The sequence below is a fragment of the Streptomyces sp. NPDC050211 genome (genome assembly GCF_040656035.1).
Classification (GTDB): domain Bacteria; phylum Actinomycetota; class Actinomycetes; order Streptomycetales; family Streptomycetaceae; genus Streptomyces.
The window spans coordinates 41174-56032 of sequence record NZ_JBFALC010000051.1 but is presented as its reverse complement, the minus strand read 5'-3'; the positions used below and the strand labels follow the sequence as shown (position 1 = coordinate 56032).

Annotated in this window: 16 protein-coding genes and 1 pseudogene; 12 read left to right on the top strand and 5 right to left on the bottom strand. The window is 69.2% G+C overall.

Features of this window, described 5'->3' with window-relative positions:
- Positions 1-35: 35 nt before the first annotated feature.
- The 3 genes and pseudogenes from AB0I98_RS36360 to AB0I98_RS36350 all read right to left on the bottom strand — a co-directional run.
- Positions 36-809, bottom strand: a complete 774-nt coding sequence (locus AB0I98_RS36360) for an ABC transporter permease (protein ID WP_362949355.1) — start codon at positions 807-809, stop codon at positions 36-38.
- On the bottom strand, positions 806-1729 hold the full coding sequence (locus AB0I98_RS36355; RefSeq protein WP_362949353.1) for an ABC transporter ATP-binding protein: 924 nt from the start codon (positions 1727-1729) through the stop codon (positions 806-808). The genes AB0I98_RS36360 and AB0I98_RS36355 overlap by 4 nt, the downstream gene beginning before the upstream one ends.
- Before the next feature lie 31 nt (positions 1730-1760).
- Positions 1761-2216: pseudogene (locus AB0I98_RS36350) on the bottom strand (AAC(3) family N-acetyltransferase); the annotation flags it as partial.
- A 430-nt stretch (positions 2217-2646) separates the two neighbouring features.
- Between AB0I98_RS36350 and AB0I98_RS36345 the strand changes: the two are divergent.
- The 8 genes from AB0I98_RS36345 to AB0I98_RS36310 all read left to right on the top strand — a co-directional run bounded on the left by AB0I98_RS36345 (position 2647) and on the right by AB0I98_RS36310 (position 9230).
- Positions 2647-3390 (top strand): metalloregulator ArsR/SmtB family transcription factor, encoded by a 744-nt coding sequence (locus tag AB0I98_RS36345; protein WP_362949352.1) that lies wholly within the window; start codon positions 2647-2649, stop codon positions 3388-3390.
- Positions 3387-4808 (top strand): Fe-S cluster assembly protein SufB, encoded by a 1422-nt coding sequence (gene sufB, locus AB0I98_RS36340; protein WP_031057584.1) that lies wholly within the window; start codon positions 3387-3389, stop codon positions 4806-4808. The genes AB0I98_RS36345 and sufB overlap by 4 nt, the downstream gene beginning before the upstream one ends.
- Before the next feature lie 85 nt (positions 4809-4893).
- Positions 4894-6075 (top strand): Fe-S cluster assembly protein SufD, encoded by a 1182-nt coding sequence (gene sufD, locus AB0I98_RS36335; RefSeq protein ID WP_362949350.1) that lies wholly within the window; start codon positions 4894-4896, stop codon positions 6073-6075.
- A complete protein-coding gene (locus AB0I98_RS36330; protein WP_362949349.1) occupies positions 6075-6392 on the top strand; it encodes a non-heme iron oxygenase ferredoxin subunit in 318 nt (105 codons plus the stop codon). Before sufD ends, AB0I98_RS36330 begins: the two co-directional genes overlap by 1 nt.
- 7 nt (positions 6393-6399) lie before the next feature.
- Positions 6400-7164, top strand: coding sequence for a Fe-S cluster assembly ATPase SufC (gene sufC / locus AB0I98_RS36325; RefSeq protein ID WP_362949348.1), 765 nt, complete (start codon positions 6400-6402; stop codon positions 7162-7164).
- Entirely contained in the window at positions 7161-8417 is a 1257-nt protein-coding gene (locus tag AB0I98_RS36320) for a cysteine desulfurase (protein WP_210575743.1), read from the top strand. The genes sufC and AB0I98_RS36320 overlap by 4 nt, the downstream gene beginning before the upstream one ends.
- A 16-nt stretch (positions 8418-8433) precedes the next feature.
- Positions 8434-8901 carry a Fe-S cluster assembly sulfur transfer protein SufU gene (gene sufU, locus AB0I98_RS36315; protein WP_362949347.1) on the top strand — a complete coding sequence of 156 codons (468 nt, stop codon included), beginning with the start codon at positions 8434-8436 and terminating at the stop codon, positions 8899-8901.
- The gene (locus AB0I98_RS36310; protein WP_055636909.1) at positions 8898-9230 is read left to right on the top strand and encodes a metal-sulfur cluster assembly factor; all 333 of its coding nucleotides are present in this window, start codon (positions 8898-8900) and stop codon (positions 9228-9230) included. Before sufU ends, AB0I98_RS36310 begins: the two co-directional genes overlap by 4 nt.
- 75 nt (positions 9231-9305) lie before the next feature.
- Here the strand turns inward: AB0I98_RS36310 and AB0I98_RS36305 are convergent, their stop codons facing one another.
- Positions 9306-10121 (bottom strand): AbfB domain-containing protein, encoded by an 816-nt coding sequence (locus tag AB0I98_RS36305; RefSeq protein ID WP_362949345.1) that lies wholly within the window; start codon positions 10119-10121, stop codon positions 9306-9308.
- Between the two features lie 173 nt (positions 10122-10294).
- Here AB0I98_RS36305 and AB0I98_RS36300 point away from each other — a divergent pair, with 173 nt between their 5' ends.
- A complete protein-coding gene (locus AB0I98_RS36300; protein WP_362949344.1) occupies positions 10295-10615 on the top strand; it encodes a multidrug efflux SMR transporter in 321 nt (106 codons plus the stop codon).
- Entirely contained in the window at positions 10615-11172 is a 558-nt protein-coding gene (locus AB0I98_RS36295; protein ID WP_362949343.1) for a TetR family transcriptional regulator, read from the top strand. The genes AB0I98_RS36300 and AB0I98_RS36295 overlap by 1 nt, the downstream gene beginning before the upstream one ends.
- On the opposite strand, the gene AB0I98_RS36290 is transcribed toward AB0I98_RS36295, so the two are convergent.
- Entirely contained in the window at positions 11141-12034 is an 894-nt protein-coding gene (locus AB0I98_RS36290; protein WP_362949341.1) for a winged helix-turn-helix transcriptional regulator, read from the bottom strand. The two genes, AB0I98_RS36295 and AB0I98_RS36290, sit on opposite strands and share 32 nt — an antisense overlap.
- Positions 12035-12124: 90 nt before the next feature.
- Here AB0I98_RS36290 and AB0I98_RS36285 point away from each other — a divergent pair, with 90 nt between their 5' ends.
- Both AB0I98_RS36285 and dapD read left to right on the top strand, forming a co-directional pair.
- Positions 12125-13375, top strand: coding sequence for an MFS transporter (locus AB0I98_RS36285; RefSeq protein ID WP_362949385.1), 1251 nt, complete (start codon positions 12125-12127; stop codon positions 13373-13375).
- Positions 13372-14367: a 2,3,4,5-tetrahydropyridine-2,6-dicarboxylate N-succinyltransferase gene (gene dapD, locus AB0I98_RS36280; protein ID WP_362949340.1), complete on the top strand. Its 996-nt coding sequence runs from the start codon at positions 13372-13374 to the stop codon at positions 14365-14367. Before AB0I98_RS36285 ends, dapD begins: the two co-directional genes overlap by 4 nt.
- Positions 14368-14859: the final 492 nt, after the last annotated feature.

Sequence of the window (14859 nt, the reverse complement as noted above, 5' to 3'; positions counted from 1 at the left end):
GCTTGTGCACGCATTCACGAGGGTCCACCGGGCGCCTACTCCCAACGGAAGAACCGCCCCGCCGCCGCCAGCCCCACAACCGCCCACACCGCCAGAACCCCCAGGTCACCCCATGGCATCCCGGCCCCGTGCTGCAGCACGTCCCGCAGTCCGTCCGACAGCGCGGAGATGGGCAGCAGGCCGAGCACGTCCTGGGCGCCGGGCGGAAACTTGTCCAGCGGGACGATGACCCCGCCTCCCACGAGCAGCAGCAGGAACACCAGATTCGCCGCGGCCAGCGTCGCCTCCGCCTTCAGCGTGCCCGCCATCAGCAGGCCCAGCCCCGAGAACGCGGCCGTGCCGAGGAGCAGCAGGAGGAGTGCGGCGAAGGGGTTGCCGTGCGGGGACCAGCCGAGGGCGAAGGCGATCACCGTCAGCAGGGCGATCTGCAGGACCTCGGTGACCAGCACCGACGCCGTCTTCGCCGTCATCAGGCCCCAGCGGGGGAGCGGGGAGGAGGCGAGGCGCTTCAGGACGCCGTACCGCCGCTCGAAGCCCGTCGCGATCGCCTGTCCCGTGAACGCCGTCGACATCACGGCCAGCGCGAGGACGCCGGGGGCGAGGAAGTCGACGGCCTCGCCCGCGCCGGTGTCGACGATGTCCACCGTGCCGAACAGGACCAGCAGCAGCGTCGGGATGACGACCGTCAGCAGCAGTTGCTCACCGTTGCGCAGCAGCATCTTGGTCTCCAGCACCGCCTGCGCCGCGATCATGCGGGGGAGGGGCGCGGCACCGGGCTTCGGCGCGTACGCCCCCACGGTCGTCGTCATGAACGCAGCTCCTTGCCGGTCATCTCCAAGAACACGTCCTCGAGCGTGTGCCGCTCCACCGATATCCGGTCCGGCATCACGCCGTGCTGGGCGCACCAGGACGTGACCGTCGCGAGCAGTTGGGGGTTCACCTTGCCGGCGACCCGGTAGGAGCCCGGGGTCAGCTCGGCGGCGGTGCAGTCGACGGGCAGGGCCTTGAGCAGGGAGCCCACGTCCAGACCGGGGCGGCCGGTGAACCGCAGGGTGTTCTCGGCGCCGCCGCGGCACAGCTCCTCGGGTGTGCCCTGGGCGATGACCCGGCCCGCGTCCAGGATCGCGACGTCGTCGGCGAGCTGCTCGGCCTCGTCCATGTAGTGAGTGGTGAGGATGACCGAGACCCCGTCCGTGCGCAGGTCGCGCACCAGGTCCCAGGTCGCGCGGCGGGCCTGCGGGTCGAGCCCCGCCGTCGGCTCGTCCAGGAACACCAGTTCAGGTCGCCCCACGACGGCCATCGCCAGTGCCAGGCGCTGCTGCTGGCCGCCGGACAGCCGGCGGTACGTCGTCCGTCCGCAGCTGCCCAGCCCGAGCCGCTCGATCAGCCCGTCCACGTCCAGGGGGTGCGCGTGCAGCTTCGCCACGTGCCGCAGCATCTCGTCGGCCCGCGCACCGGAGTAGACACCGCCGGACTGCAGCATCACGCCGACACGGGGGCGCAGCGCGGCCGACTGCCGCACCGGGTCGAGGCCCAGGACGCGCACCGTGCCGGAGTCCGGTTTCCGGTACCCCTCGCAGGTCTCGACGGTCGTCGTCTTGCCCGCGCCATTGGGTCCGAGCACTGCGGTCACACCCGCATTGGCCACCAGGTCGAGGCCGTCCACCGCGGTCTTCGTGCCGTACCGCTTCACCAGGGCCTGGACCTGGACCACGGGCTCACTTCGCATGGGTCCAGAGTCTAGGTACGCGCTCGCCGTCTCAGGCGGGCGGGTTCAGGATCCCCTCCTCACGGGGCCGGTGTATCGCCAGCCACCGCTCCGCGTAGGCCACGGCGTCCGCCACCGGGAACAGCCGTACGTCGGCGGCGCCCACCGTCCCGCGTACGACCGGACGGTCCCGCTCGAAGTCGTGCCCCAGCTCGTCGAAGCGCTCCGAGCTGATCGACACCTCGGTCACCACCTCCCATCCGGCCGGTCCGGGGCGGCCCACCTGCACCAGCGGTGCGGGTATGCGGTACTCGGCGAGATGGAAGCTCGTGCACGCGTCGTAGCCGGCGCCGAGCAGCAGCACGCGCGCGTGGAGTGCCTCCAGCCTCGCCAGCGGGCTGCGCTCACCGAGCCGGCAGTCGGTGGCGTGCCCGCCGACCACCTCACCCGCGCGCGGGCCGACCGCGGCGAACGACGTCTGCGGATGGGCGCTGCGCCGGGCGCCGGGCTGTTTCGCCCCCGCCGCCCCTACCCGTCCCATCCCGGGGCGCTGCCCCGGCCCCCGCTGGGGGCTGCGCCCCAGCCCCCCATTCGGCCCTGAACGGGCCTTGTCCTCAGACGCCGGACGGGCTGAAAGGGCAGTGCGGCGCCGAGCAGCGCAGCCCTCGTAGGTGGGTGGGGGTAGCCGCGTACGTGCCGCATCGTATGCGCCCCCCACCGGTCAACCGCCGGAGGCCCGGGCGTGACAAGTGGGCCGGTCGGAGGGGGTGTGGGCATGGTTGGGGAGTGTGCTGGAAGGGCCGCGGATGCGCCACCGAATTGATCGATCAAAGATCGTTCCCGCAGGTCAGATTAGGTATGCCTAAGTGACGCAGGGCACCGTCCACGGAGCAGGACGCCGCTTGCCCGGTCCTGAGGAATTACGCAACAATGGCGTTGTGAAAAACGTCGGCGAGGCTCGGGAGACCCCCACGGGTACCCCCCAGGAGGAGCTCGCGACCGGGGAGCGGTCCACCCGCAACCGGGTCGCGCGGTCCATCCTGGACCACGGGCCCTCGACCGTCACCGAGCTGGCCGGCCGGCTGGGCCTCACCCCGGCCGCCGTACGACGGCACTTGGACGCGCTGGTCGCGGACGACGTCGTGGAGGCACGCGAGCAGCGGGTGTACGGCGCGCGGACGCGAGGTCGGCCCGCCAAGGTGTTCGCCCTGACGGACTGCGGACGCGACGCCTTCGACCAGTCGTACGACAAGCTCGCCGCGGACGCCCTGCGCTACATCCAGGAGCGCTTCGGCGGCGACGAGGCGGTCGTGGCCTTCGCCCGCGCCAGGATCGCCGAGCAGGCCGCCGTGTACCGCAAGGCGATCGAGGCCGCGGCCCCCGAGGACCGGACCGAAGCCCTGGCCAAGGCCCTGAGCGCGGACGGGTACGCTGCTACGGCGCGCAGCGCACCGGTCGGCGAGCAGCTCTGCCAGCACCACTGCCCGGTGGTCCATGTCGCGGAGAAGTTCCCGCAGCTGTGCGAGGTCGAGACGGAGATCTTCTCGCAGCTCCTCGGGACGCATGTCCAGCGGCTCGCAACCATCGCCCACGGTGACGGCGTCTGTACGACATTCATCCCAAAGATTTCCAAGAACACCCATAACGCATCTGCAAGCACGGCCGGGAGGAACCCCGCATGACTCTGCCCACGGAGACTGCTCACCCCGAGCTCGAGGGCCTGGGCAAGTACGAATACGGCTGGGCCGACTCCGACACGGCCGGCGCCTCTGCCAAGCGCGGCATCAACGAGGACGTCGTCCGCGACATCTCGGCGAAGAAGAGCGAGCCGGAGTGGATGACCAAGCTCCGCCTCAAGGGTCTGCGCCTGTTCGACAAGAAGCCCATGCCGAACTGGGGCTCCGACCTCTCGGGCATCGACTTCGACAACATCAAGTACTTCGTGCGCTCCACGGAGAAGCAGGCGGAGTCCTGGGAGGACCTGCCCGAGGACATCAAGAACACGTACGACAAGCTCGGCATCCCGGAGGCGGAGAAGCAGCGCCTCGTGGCCGGTGTCGCGGCCCAGTACGAGTCCGAGGTCGTCTACCACCAGATCCGCGAGGACCTGGAGGAGCAGGGCGTCATCTTCCTGGACACCGACACCGCGCTGAAGGAGCACCCGGAGCTCTTCAAGGAGTACTTCGGCACCGTCATCCCGGTCGGTGACAACAAGTTCGCGTCGCTGAACACCGCCGTGTGGTCGGGCGGCTCCTTCATCTACGTGCCGAAGGGCGTGCACGTGGAGATCCCGCTCCAGGCCTACTTCCGCATCAACACGGAGAACATGGGCCAGTTCGAGCGGACCCTGATCATCGTCGACGAGGGTGCCTATGTGCACTACGTCGAGGGCTGCACGGCGCCGATCTACAAGTCGGACTCGCTGCACTCCGCGGTCGTCGAGATCATCGTCAAGAAGAACGCCCGCTGCCGCTACACGACCATCCAGAACTGGTCGAACAACGTCTACAACCTGGTCACCAAGCGCGCCGTCGCCTACGAGGGCGCGACCATGGAGTGGATCGACGGCAACATCGGCTCCAAGGTGACGATGAAGTACCCGGCCGTCTACCTGATGGGCGAGCACGCCAAGGGCGAGACCCTGTCCATCGCCTTCGCGGGCGAGGGCCAGCACCAGGACGCCGGCTCGAAGATGGTCCACATGGCGCCGAACACGTCGTCCAACATCGTGTCGAAGTCCGTGGCCCGCGGTGGCGGCCGTACCTCCTACCGTGGTCTGGTGGAGATCGGCGAGGGCGCCCATGGCTCGAAGTCGAACGTGCTGTGCGACGCGCTGCTCGTGGACACCATCTCCCGCTCCGACACGTACCCGTACGTCGACGTCCGTGAGGACGACGTCTCCATGGGCCACGAGGCGACCGTCTCCAAGGTCTCCGAGGACCAGCTCTTCTACCTGATGAGCCGCGGTCTGAGCGAGTTCGAGGCGATGGCGATGATCGTGCGCGGCTTCGTCGAGCCGATCGCGAAGGAGCTCCCCATGGAGTACGCCCTCGAGCTCAACCGGCTGATCGAGCTGCAGATGGAAGGCGCGGTCGGCTGACCGGCCGCCTGTTCCAGTAGCCGGCGGCCCGCCCTCCCGGCGGGCCGAGGATCACAACACGTAGGAAGAGAGCAGACCGACAGCCATGGCTGAGGCTCAGAACATCCCGGTGGGGTCCACCACCGCCGGCCAGATCGCGGTGGCCGCCGAGTCGACCGTCGCCACGCGCATGAGCGCCCCGCCCTCCTTCGACGTGGCGGACTTCCCGGTCCCGCACGGCCGCGAGGAGGAATGGCGGTTCACCCCGCTGGAGCGCCTGCGCGGGCTGCACGACGGCACCGCGGTCGCCACCGGTGACGGCGTGAAGGTCGACATCGACGCCCCCGAGGGCGTCATCGTCGAGACCGTCGGCCGTGACGACGCCCGGATCGGCAAGGCCGGCACCCCGGTGGACCGCGTCGCCGCCCAGGCGTACTCGGCGTTCGAGAAGGCCGGCGTGGTCACCGTCCCCAAGGAGACGGTGCTCACCGAGCCCATCCGGATCGCCGTGCACGGCGAGGGCGGGATCGCCTATGGCCACCAGGTCATCGAGCTGGGTGCCTTCGCCGAGGCTGTCGTCGTCATCGACCACACCGGTGACGCCGTGCTCGCCGCCAACGTCGACTACGTCCTGGGCGACGGCGCCAAGCTGACCGTCGTCTCGGTCCAGGACTGGGACGACAAGGCCGTCCACGTCGGCCAGCACAACGCGCTGATCGGCCGCGACGCCACCTTCAAGTCGTTCGTGGTCACCTTCGGCGGCGATCTCGTACGGCTGCACCCGCGCGTCGCCTACGCCGGCACCGGCGGTGAGGCCGAGCTCTTCGGCCTGTACTTCACCGACGCCGGCCAGCACCAGGAGCACCGTCTCCTGGTCGACCACAACACCCCGCACTGCAAGTCCAACGTCGCCTACAAGGGCGCGCTCCAGGGCGACGACGCGCACGCGGTGTGGATCGGTGACGTGCTCATCGAGGCCAAGGCCGAGGGCACGGACACGTACGAGATGAACCGCAACCTCGTCCTGACGGACGGCGCCCGGGTCGACTCCGTGCCGAACCTGGAGATCGAGACCGGCGAGATCGTCGGCGCGGGTCACGCCTCGGCGACCGGCCGCTTCGACGACGAGCAGCTCTTCTACCTGATGGCCCGCGGCATCCCGGCCGACGAGGCCCGCCGCCTGGTGGTCCGCGGCTTCTTCGCCGAGCTGGTCCAGCAGATCGGCGTCGACGACATCGAAGAGCGCCTTCTCGTGAAGATCGACGAGGAGCTGGAGGCGACCGTCTGATGACGTTCGTACGCGCCTGTGGGCTGAGCGAGCTGGAGGAGGACACCCCGAAGCGGGTGGAACTCGACGGCACGCCGGTCTCGGTCGTGCAGACCGAGGGTGAGGTGTTCGCGATTTACGACATCTGCTCCCACGCGAACGTCTCCCTCTCCGAGGGCGAGGTGGAGGACTGCCAGATCGAGTGCTGGCTGCACGGCTCCAGCTTCGACCTCCGCACCGGCAAGCCGTCCGGCCTCCCCGCGACGCGCCCCGTCCCCGTATACCCCGTAAAGATCGAAGGGGACGACGTACTCGTCTCCCTCACCCAGGAGTCCTGAGGCACCCATGGCAACGCTTGAAATCCGAGACCTGCACGTCACCGTCGAGGCCGACAACGCCACGAAGGAGATCCTCAAGGGCGTCGACCTCACCGTGAAGCAGGGCGAGACGCACGCCATCATGGGCCCCAACGGCTCCGGCAAGTCGACGCTCGCCTACTCGCTCGCGGGTCACCCGAAGTACACGATCACCGGCGGCACCGTCACCCTCGACGGCGAGGACGTCCTGGAGATGTCCGTCGACGAGCGCGCCCGCGCGGGCCTGTTCCTGGCGATGCAGTACCCGGTCGAGGTCCCCGGCGTCTCGGTCTCCAACTTCCTGCGCACCTCCGCCACCGCCATCCGCGGCGAGGCCCCCAAGCTGCGTACCTGGGTGAAGGAGGTCAAGGAGGCCATGGAGCGCCTCAACATGGACCCCGCCTTCGCCGAGCGCAACGTGAACGAGGGCTTCTCCGGCGGTGAGAAGAAGCGCCACGAGATCCTTCAGCTGGAGCTGCTCAGGCCGAAGGTCGCGATCCTCGACGAGACCGACTCCGGCCTGGACGTCGACGCCCTGCGCGTCGTCTCCGAGGGCGTCAACCGCGTCCGCGAGACCGGCGAGGTCGGCACCCTGCTGATCACGCACTACACGCGCATCCTGCGCTACATCAAGCCCGACTACGTCCACGTCTTCTCGGCCGGCCGCATCGTCGAGTCCGGCGGCGCCGAACTCGCCGACAAGCTGGAGAACGAGGGCTACGAGGCTTACGCGAAGGGTGGCGCATCCGAGTGACACAGCTGCCGGGCCTCCTCGACACCGAGGCGCTCCGCAAGGACTTCCCCATCCTGGACCGCACGGTCCACGACGGTCAGAAGCTCGTGTACCTGGACAACGCGGCGACCTCGCAGAAGCCGCGCCAGGTGCTGGACGCCCTCAGTGAGTACTACGAGCGCTACAACGCCAACGTCCACCGCGGTGTGCATGTGCTCGCCGAGGAGGCCACGGCGCTGTACGAGGGCGCGCGCGACAAGGTCGCGGAGTTCATCAACGCGCCCAGCCGCGACGAGGTGATCTTCACCAAGAACGCCTCCGAGTCGCTCAACCTCGTGGCCAACATGCTCGGCTGGGCCGACGACCCCTACCGGGTGGACCACGAGACCGAGATCGTCATCACGGAGATGGAGCACCACTCCAACATCGTCCCGTGGCAGCTGCTCTCGCAGCGCACGGGCGCGAAGCTGAAGTGGTTCGGCCTGACCGACGACGGCCGCCTCGACCTCTCCAACATCGACGAGATCATCACGGAGAAGACGAAGATCGTCTCCTTCGTGCTGGTGTCGAACATCCTCGGGACGGTCAACCCGGTCGAGACGATCATCCGCCGCGCACAGGAGGTCGGTGCCCTCGTCTGCATCGACGCCTCCCAGGCGGCGCCGCACATGCCGCTGGACGTACAGGCCCTCCAGGCCGACTTCGTCGCCTTCACCGGCCACAAGATGTGCGGCCCGACCGGCATAGGCGTGCTGTGGGGCCGCCAGGAGCTGCTCGAGGATCTCCCCCCGTTCCTCGGCGGCGGCGAGATGATCGAGACGGTGTCGATGCACTCGTCGACCTACGCTCCCGCCCCGCACAAGTTCGAGGCGGGCACGCCTCCGATCGCGCAGGCGGTCGGCCTGGGCGCGGCGATCGACTACCTGTCCGCGATCGGCATGGACAAGATCCTCGCCCATGAGCACGCGCTCACCGAGTACGCGGTCAAGCGCCTTGCGGAGGTCCCTGACCTGCGCATCATCGGCCCGACCACGGCCGAGGACCGGGGCGCCGCGATCTCCTTCACGCTCGGCGACATCCACCCGCACGACGTGGGCCAGGTCCTCGACGAGCAGGGCATCGCGGTCCGGGTCGGCCACCACTGCGCACGGCCGGTCTGCCTCCGGTACGGAATTCCTGCGACCACGCGAGCGTCGTTCTATCTGTACTCCACGCCGGCCGAGATCGACGCTCTGGTGGACGGCCTGGAGCACGTACGGAACTTCTTCGGCTGAGGGGCGTGCTGAGACGGTGAAACTGGATTCCATGTACCAGGAAGTCATCCTGGACCACTACAAGAACCCGCACGGGCGTGGTCTGAGGGATGGCGACGCCGAGGTGCACCATGTGAACCCGACGTGCGGCGACGAGATCACCCTGCGCGTGAAGTACGACGGCACGAAGATCGAGGACGTCTCGTACGAGGGCCAGGGCTGTTCCATCAGCCAGGCTTCGGCGTCCGTGCTGAACGAACTGCTGGTCGGCAAGGACCTCTCCGACGCGCAGAAGATCCAGGAGACCTTCCTGGAGCTGATGCAGTCCAAGGGGAAGATCGAGCCCGACGACGCCATGGAGGAGGTGCTGGAGGACGCGGTCGCGTTCGCCGGTGTCTCCAAGTACCCGGCCCGGGTGAAGTGCGCGCTGCTGAGCTGGATGGCGTGGAAGGACGCGACGGCCCAGGCGCTGGGCTCCGACGCCGCTGAAAGGAAGACGGCATGAGCGACACGGTTGAGATGAAGCCGGCCTCGGAGGAAGAAGTCCGCGAGGCGCTGTACGACGTCGTCGACCCCGAGTTGGGCATCGACGTCGTCAACCTCGGCCTGATCTACGGCATTCACATCGACGACGCGAACATCGCGACGATCGACATGACCCTGACCTCCGCGGCCTGCCCGTTGACGGACGTCATCGAGGACCAGGCCAAGTCCGCCACGGACGGCCTCGTCAACGAACTCCGCATCAACTGGGTCTGGATGCCGCCGTGGGGCCCGGACAAGATCACGGACGACGGACGCGAGCAGCTGCGGGCGTTGGGATTCAACGTCTGAGCAGCCGACCCTTTCGTCTTGAGGCCCCTGGAGCGAATCCGGGGGCCTCAGTCATTCGGCGTCCCTCTTTGACCCTCAGTCCTTGAGCCCCGCCACCACCTGGAACGCCGAGTCCCGGCGGTACAGGTCGCTGTGGTCGTACGACTCCAGGCGGACGACGAAGTTCCGGTGGCGGAGGAAACGGCCGGGGTAGTTCACGGACTCCAGCATGACCGCGCCGGAGAAGGACGCGGGGCGGGCGCAGAAGGTGGCGTCCTGCTCGAAGAGGGAGGAGCCGTCGTCGCGTTCGGAGCGCAGGACGAAGTTGCGGTGACGCAGGTAGCCGCCGTCGGCGGTGGCGAAGGAGTAACAGGACGACTTCGCAAGGCCGTTGACCACCTTGAAGGTGGCGTCCTCGGCGGCCGACGCGGAGGTGATCCGGTCGACGGTCACGTAGTCGTCGGAGGCGTGCCAGTAGCGGTCGGGGTAGTTGACCGCGCGGACCGACTTCCAGCGGGAGACGGGGGCCGGTGAACTCTCCTCCGGTGCCGTCGGCTTGGACGGCTTGGCGGAGGGCGTGGGTGTGGGGCTGTGCCGGGGCGGCGCCTTCGTCGTGGGATCAGGGGAGGACAGGCCGCCCTTGCCCTTGGGAGGAGCCGTCGTACTCGGTGAGGGCGAGCCGAAGGAGATCAGGCCGGGAAAGGTCGCGTTGACGGGGGTCTCCGGAGAGCCTGACGCCTCGTCAACTCCCCTGTCCGTCATGACGATCGCCGTGACACACGCGGCGACGGTGGCCACCGCGAGGGTGCCGGCCAGCCAGAGCCGTCGCGTTCCCGGTATCCGGGAGGTGTCAGGGGACCAGCCTTTCTCCCAGGGTTGATTCCGCGGCGGGCGGGGCGTGGTGTCTGGCATGCACTGTCCTTCAGCGGCGCCCCTGAATGACAGGGCGGGCCGCGGCTGCGAAGACCCGGTATGTGAACGGTGAAACAGTAGTGGACCAGTGGGGCCGGGAGCAGCCCTTTTGGAGAGAGCGGTTTCCGCATTCGCGGTCAGCGCCGCCCCGCCGGTTGTGTACGCTCGTACACATGGGATATCTGACCCTCGTCGGCGCCATAGCGGCCGAGGTGGCGGCGACGACCGCCATGAAGTACAGCGACGGCTTCAGCAAGCTCTGGCCGTCCCTTCTGACGTTCCTCGGCTATGTCGTCTCCTTCACCCTGCTCGCCCAGACCCTGAAGACCGTCGGCATCGGCACGGCCTACGCGATCTGGGCCGGAGTGGGCACCGCGACGATCGCCGTCCTCGGGCTCTGGCTCTTCGACGAGGCGCTGACCTTCACGAAGGTCGCCGGCATCCTGCTCATCGTGGGCGGCGTGGTGGTGCTGAACCTCGGGGGAGCGCACTGATGGCCAGGCGCTACGACCCCGAACGCCGCCAGCGGATCATCGACGCAGCCATCCGAGTCGTAGGACGCAGTGGTCTCGCCGGACTGACCCACCGCACGGTCGCGGCGGAGGCCGACGTACCGCTGGGGTCCACCACGTACCACTTCAAGAGCCTGGACGACCTGATGGTCGCGGCCCTTCGCCAGGCCAACGAGGGCTTCGCCAAGGTGATCGCCTCGCGCGGCACCCTGGAGAACCCGGACACCGACCTGGCCTCCGAACTCGCCGCCGGGATAGGCGAATGGCTCGCGGGCGACCGCACCGGCGTGGAGCTGGAGTGCGAGCTCTACCTCGCCGCCCTGCGCCGCCCCGCCCTCCGCCCCGTCGCCGCCGAATGGGCCCAGGACCTGGCCGACCGCCTCACCCCGCGCACGGACCCGGTGACCGCACGTGCCCTGGTCGCGCTGCTGGACGGCATCTGCCTCCAGGTCCTCCTCACCGATGAGACGTACGATGAGGAGTACGCCCGCGAGGCATTGGCGCGGATCATTCCCTCTGGCCCGCGCCAAGCCCCCTGACGACGGCCAGCGCCGCCGCCACGCTCCCCACCACATCCGTGACCGGGTACTGCACGTCCCGTACGACCCGCTCCCGGTCGACGACCAGTGTGAGCCGCTTCAGCCGGTCCGCCCCCGCCGCCCGGAACGTCGGCAGCCGCAACCCCGCGACCAGGGCCAGTCCGGAGTCCGACAGCAACGGAAACCCCAGCCGCTCCTTCTCCGCGAACGCGCGCTGCTCGTCCGGACGTTGAGTGGACACCCCGTGTACACTCGCCCCCGCCGCACGGAACTCACCGAGCCGGTCCCGGTACGCACAGGACTCCAGAGTGCAGCCCGGCGCACCGGGAATCTCCGACCACCCGGGCGGATAGGAGTCGGCGCGCGCATAGGCCCCCGGGAAGCAGTACAGAACGGTGAACGGACTCTCCGCCGCAACGGGATCGAGCAACTCCCCGCCGTCATCGACGAGGCGCAGTTCGGGAACCCGCGTGCCCGTCAACTCGTGCACCCGCCGCGCCTCGACGGACGCCTCCGCCGCGGTGGCCGTCGTGCTCCCGTCCCCCAGAACCCAGGCATCCCCCCAGTCCTGAAGGGCGACGAGCACGGGCAACAGGGCAAGACCTCGCGGGGTGAGCCGGTACTCGTACCGCACAGGGCGCTCCTGATAGGGCACCCGAACCAGCACATCGGCCTCCACCAGAAGCCGCAACCGCTCGGTCAACACCTTTCTGGACAGCCCGAGTTCACGCTGCAGTTCGTCGAACCGGTGCACTCCGCGCGCGGTGTCCCGCACGATCAGCAGGGTCCACCAGTCGCCGACGACGTCCAGGGCCTGTGCGATGGCGCAGGTGGAGTCCTCCAGCCGAGTCCTGCGCGCCATGGCCGTCCGTCCCTTCCGCCACCGGTCGTCGTCGGTCGTCGTTGACCCGAGGCTGTCATGCTGACACAGTGAGTTCCCAAAAGAAACTTACTGGGGGGATGCGTGCTCAAGGACATACCGAGAACTGTCTGGCTACTGGCCTGCGGCACCTTCGCCAACATGGCCGTGAGCGTGAGCTTCGCCTACCTCTTCCTCTACCTCACCGGCCCCCGGGGCCTCGACACGGCAGAGGCCGGCCTGCTCAGCGGGATCGGGGGCATCGGGCTGCTCGCGGGCAACTTCACCGGCGGCTGGCACGGCGACCGCTTCGGCCACCGCCGCGTACTGCTGACCGGAGCCGTCACATCCGGCCTGCTCCTGGCCGCCGTCCCCCTCCTCCCGACACCGGCCCTGTACGCCGCACTGCCCCTGTGCCAATACGCCGCCGGTGTCCAGCGGGCGGCCAACTCGGCGCTCGTGGCCGTCATCGTGCCGGAGGGGTCCCGTCGCCAGGCCTTCGCAGTCGTACGGGCGGCGGCGAACGGCGGCTTCACCGTCGGCCCCCTGCTCGGCGCGGTGGTCGCGACCAGGTTCTCGTACGACTGGCTCTATGTGGCCGAAGGCCTGGGAAGCCTGACGCTGGCCTGCTGGACGGCTCGAGTGGTCCCAGCGCGAGGCGCCGCACGGACCCGCGGTGGTACCGGCCGGGTCTGGCCGGAACTGCGGGCGCGCCCGGCCGTACTGATCCTCCTCGCGGCGATCCTGGTCACCGACGTGGTCTACCGGCAGCAGTACTCCACCTACCCGCTCTTCCTCGCCGACCACGGCATGGACACGCGCACCTACGGGGCGCTGCTCGCGATCAACGGCGGCGTGCTGCTGTGCCTGGAGCTGCCCGCGGCGCTGGCGCTGCGGCGACGGTCGCCGCTGCGGATCGTCGGCACCGGCCTGTTGCTCGTGGCCGCGGGATACGGCGTGCTGCTGCTGGGCGCGGGCCTGGTGACGGCGGTGACGATGATGACCCTCCTGACCCTCGGCGAACTGCTCTACAAGACAACGGCGACGGCCTATGTGGCCGACCAGGCTCCCGAGCACGTCCAGGGCCGCTTCCAGTCCCTCTACGCCGGAGTGTCCATGAGCGGCACGGTCCTGGCGGCACCCCTGGGCGGAGCGCTGTACGAGAGGGCACCCGGGATGCTGTGGCCGGTGTGCGCGGGACTCGGCGCGGTGGCCGGCATGGCCGTACTGGTGGCAGCCACAGGCCGCCGGGCACCCACGGCCACCCCGAGCGGCCCGCCACCTGAGACGCCGCCCCCACCGGTTGGCCCACCCCGCCCCTCGCCGGTTAGGTTGCCCTCATGACCGACACGACTGCACCCAGCACCACCACCGGCGGAGCCGTTGCCGCCGGCCTCGCCACGATCGCCGCCGACGGCACCGTCCTCGACACCTGGTTCCCCGCGCCGGAGCTCTCGGCCGAGCCCGGCCCGTCCGGCACCGAGCGGCTGTCCACCGAGCGGGCCGTGGAACTGCTCGGCGAAGGCGCCGCGAAGGCGATCGGCCCGGACGCCCGCCGTGGCGTAGAGGTGGTAGCAGTCCGTACGGTCATCGCCTCGCTCGGCGAGAAGCCGACCGACGCGCACGACGTCTACCTCCGCCTGCACCTCCTCTCCCACCGCCTGGTCAAGCCGCACGGCCAGAGCCTGGACGGCATGTTCGGCTTCCTCGCCAACGTCGCCTGGACCTCGCTCGGCCCGGTCGCCGTCGACGACATCGAGAAGGTGCGGCTGAACGCCCGCGCCGAGGGCCTCCACCTGGCCGTGACGTCGGTCGACAAGTTCCCGCGCATGACGGACTACGTGGCGCCCAAGGGCGTCCGCATCGCCGACGCCGACCGCGTCCGCCTGGGCGCGCACCTCGCCGAGGGCACGACGGTCATGCACGAGGGCTTCGTCAACTTCAACGCGGGCACGCTCGGCACGTCGATGGTCGAGGGCCGTATCTCCGCCGGCGTCGTCGTCGGCGACGGCTCGGACATCGGCGGCGGCGCGTCCACGATGGGCACCCTGTCCGGCGGCGGCAACGTGATCATCTCCATCGGCGAGCGCTGCCTCATCGGCGCCGAGGCGGGCGTCGGCATCCCGCTCGGCGACGAGTGCGTGGTCGAGGCAGGCCTCTACGTCACCGCCGGCACCCGCGTCACCATGCCCGACGGCCAGATCATCAAGGCCCGCGAACTCTCCGGCGCCTCCAACATCCTCTTCCGCCGCAACTCGGTCACCGGCACGGTGGAGGCCCGCCCGAACAACGCGGTCTGGGGCGGCTTGAACGAGATCCTGCACAGCCACAACTGATGCTGGGCGGCCGTGACTTGCGGCCGCCCTTATCGATCAGCGCCCTGACCTGCCGCTGAGCTGTCGGCAGTTATTGGCGCTGGTCATCGTTGAGCGCCCTTCCACGGCCCGAGGACGGCCTGGGAGGGCGCTCTTGCGTGAACACTCATCAGGGGTTCGACCTCACCCGGCATGGTTGCAGCTGGCCGCGCGCACGAGTGCTGTAAGTGTCTGCCGGTTGTCGCCCCTGTTCGTGTTCGTTGATGTCAGCGTTGGATGTCAGCGGAATAGTTCTGGCACAGGGCAGATCTCCAAGGGCTCGTCCGATCGATCCGCCCATCTCCACCAGACATGTCGACCGGCACACCTCCACAGCAATCGGCAGGCACGCCAGCCGTCGTCCTCGCGCTTGGAGAGCACGAGTCCACCAGACCTCATCGGCTGGCTGCACTCAGGACAGGCCTGGACATCGTTGATCACCTGGCGCACCCTAAGAGCTCGTAACGCGATCTT

Excerpts from the sequence above, each read along its gene's own strand:
- AB0I98_RS36360 (WP_362949355.1), bottom strand. The coding sequence starts at position 809 with ATGACGACGACCGTGGGGGCGTACGCGCCGAAGCCCGGTGCCGCGCCC.
- AB0I98_RS36355 (WP_362949353.1), bottom strand. The coding sequence starts at position 1,729 with ATGCGAAGTGAGCCCGTGGTCCAGGTCCAGGCCCTGGTGAAGCGGTAC.
- sufB (WP_031057584.1), top strand. The coding sequence starts at position 3,387 with ATGACTCTGCCCACGGAGACTGCTCACCCCGAGCTCGAGGGCCTGGGC.
- sufD (WP_362949350.1), top strand. The coding sequence starts at position 4,894 with ATGGCTGAGGCTCAGAACATCCCGGTGGGGTCCACCACCGCCGGCCAG.
- AB0I98_RS36330 (WP_362949349.1), top strand. The coding sequence starts at position 6,075 with ATGACGTTCGTACGCGCCTGTGGGCTGAGCGAGCTGGAGGAGGACACC.
- sufC (WP_362949348.1), top strand. The coding sequence starts at position 6,400 with ATGGCAACGCTTGAAATCCGAGACCTGCACGTCACCGTCGAGGCCGAC.
- AB0I98_RS36310 (WP_055636909.1), top strand. The coding sequence starts at position 8,898 with ATGAGCGACACGGTTGAGATGAAGCCGGCCTCGGAGGAAGAAGTCCGC.
- AB0I98_RS36305 (WP_362949345.1), bottom strand. The coding sequence starts at position 10,121 with ATGCCAGACACCACGCCCCGCCCGCCGCGGAATCAACCCTGGGAGAAA.
- AB0I98_RS36300 (WP_362949344.1), top strand. The coding sequence starts at position 10,295 with ATGGGATATCTGACCCTCGTCGGCGCCATAGCGGCCGAGGTGGCGGCG.
- AB0I98_RS36295 (WP_362949343.1), top strand. The coding sequence starts at position 10,615 with ATGGCCAGGCGCTACGACCCCGAACGCCGCCAGCGGATCATCGACGCA.
- AB0I98_RS36290 (WP_362949341.1), bottom strand. The coding sequence starts at position 12,034 with ATGGCGCGCAGGACTCGGCTGGAGGACTCCACCTGCGCCATCGCACAG.
- dapD (WP_362949340.1), top strand. The coding sequence starts at position 13,372 with ATGACCGACACGACTGCACCCAGCACCACCACCGGCGGAGCCGTTGCC.